The sequence below is a fragment of the Streptomyces sp. NPDC096311 genome (genome assembly GCF_044763085.1).
Taxonomy (GTDB): Bacteria; Actinomycetota; Actinomycetes; order Streptomycetales; family Streptomycetaceae; genus Streptomyces.
Genome location: NZ_JBIWFN010000045.1, coordinates 5,789 through 7,386 on the forward strand (window position 1 = coordinate 5,789; position 1,598 = coordinate 7,386).

General features: G+C 66.6%; 1 protein-coding gene and 1 pseudogene. Both read left to right on the plus strand.

The annotated features are described in order from the left end of the window. Window positions 1–220 (plus strand): annotated as a pseudogene (locus ACIRA5_RS52195) (hypothetical protein); the annotation flags it as partial. An 880-nt stretch (window positions 221–1,100) separates the two neighbouring features. Next, a partial coding sequence (locus ACIRA5_RS52200; protein ID WP_403705355.1) for a hypothetical protein occupies window positions 1,101–1,598 on the plus strand: 498 nt, incomplete at its 3' end.

A 1,598-nucleotide genomic window follows, 5' to 3' on the forward strand; every position in this document is an offset into this window, starting at 1 on the left:
CACCGGCAACACCCAAGGCGGCACACAAGGCGGCACCGGCAACACCCAAGGCGGCACACAAGGCGGCACCGGCAACACCCAAGGCGGCACACAAGGTGCCCAGAACGCGGCGGCAGGGCGCATCATCACCGCGCCGCGCCCATCTCCTTCTGCTTCACCCATGGCGTTCGCAATGAGTCTTCTGAAGTCGGTCACTGATCGAGTGAGGCCACTGTCGTGACGGCGAGGCCCCCGGGCTGTTGAGCGAGATGTCCGACGTCTCCGCACCACAGCCCCGGGGGCCTCGTTGGTTTCCACATGTGCTGGAGGAGTGGGTGCCGATGCTCATCGTCACCCATCAGCACGACCGACGGTGCAAGCTGCCACCGGCAGCCGGTGTCCGATCTGTCAGAGGCAGGCTCCATGGCTGTCCCGCTGCAGTCGTCCACGCCTTCGCAGCGCAGCTGCCGCTGTAATCCGCCTGCAGAAGCAAGCCGGGTTCAGCCCATTCAACGGAGTTGTCTCAAGTCGGCTGGGGCACCGGGATCGCACCAGTCACACGGAGATCATCCCGATGGTGCCCCGACGCCGGCGGACAGGCTCAGGTTGCGGCACGCCTACGTGTTCCGGACGCGAAGGCCTTCCCTCCTCGACAGCGCCGACGTCCACGATCACGCCCGGGCGCCGTTGAAAGCCGCAACGACGCCGGATCGGACTTCTCGTCTTCCATTTCGTTGCAGGGTTACCTGGCATCGTGGGCACGCGCTCCGAAGCGACCTGCGCGAATGTCTCCACCGGCCGCGGCCCGCAGAGCCGTCCCGGTAGGACCTTATCCGCATCCAACCCATACCGATCCGCTGAGTAGAACCGGCGCCCAAGCCCCCATCAGCGGTCTGTCGATGACCGCTCCATTGCGGGGCAACGAAGACGGCAACAAGGCCCATCAAGACCTACTGCCTGCTGCATCAGCCAAGCCTCTCTCGTCGGCCGACAGACACATCAACCTGTTGCTCCTCCGATCAGGGGACGTGCAGCAGAGGCCAGACGAGTTGAAATGAATCTACGAAGGTTCGTCCACCTAGAAAATACGAGGTTTCCTCATGTTTAACGCTCGACGTCACATGGCCCGCATCGCAGGGATTTCCTGCATCGCCGCACTGGCCGCAGGAACCGTCGGTGTGGCCAGCGCCGAGGCCGCGCCCATGCACCGTGCAGCTGCGCATTCGGTCAGCATGCAGAGCAATAACCACCAGCACAACACCCAGGGTGGCACGCAGGGCAACGGCCGCGGCAACACCCAGGGTGGCACCCAGGGAGGCGGCAACGGCAACACCCAGGGCGGCACGCAGGGCAACGGGAACGGGAACACCCAGGGGGGCACGCAGGGCAACGGCCGCGGGAACACTCAGGGCGGCACGCAGGGGGGCGGCAACGGCAACACCCAGGGCGGCACCCAGGGAGGCGGGAACGGGAACACCCAGGGCGGCACGCAGGGCAACGGCCGCGGGAACACTCAGGGCGGCACGCAGGGGGGCGGCAACGGCAACACCCAGGGCGGCACCCAGGGCGGCGGCAACGGCAACACCCAGGGCGGCACCCAGGGAGGCGGCAACGGCAAC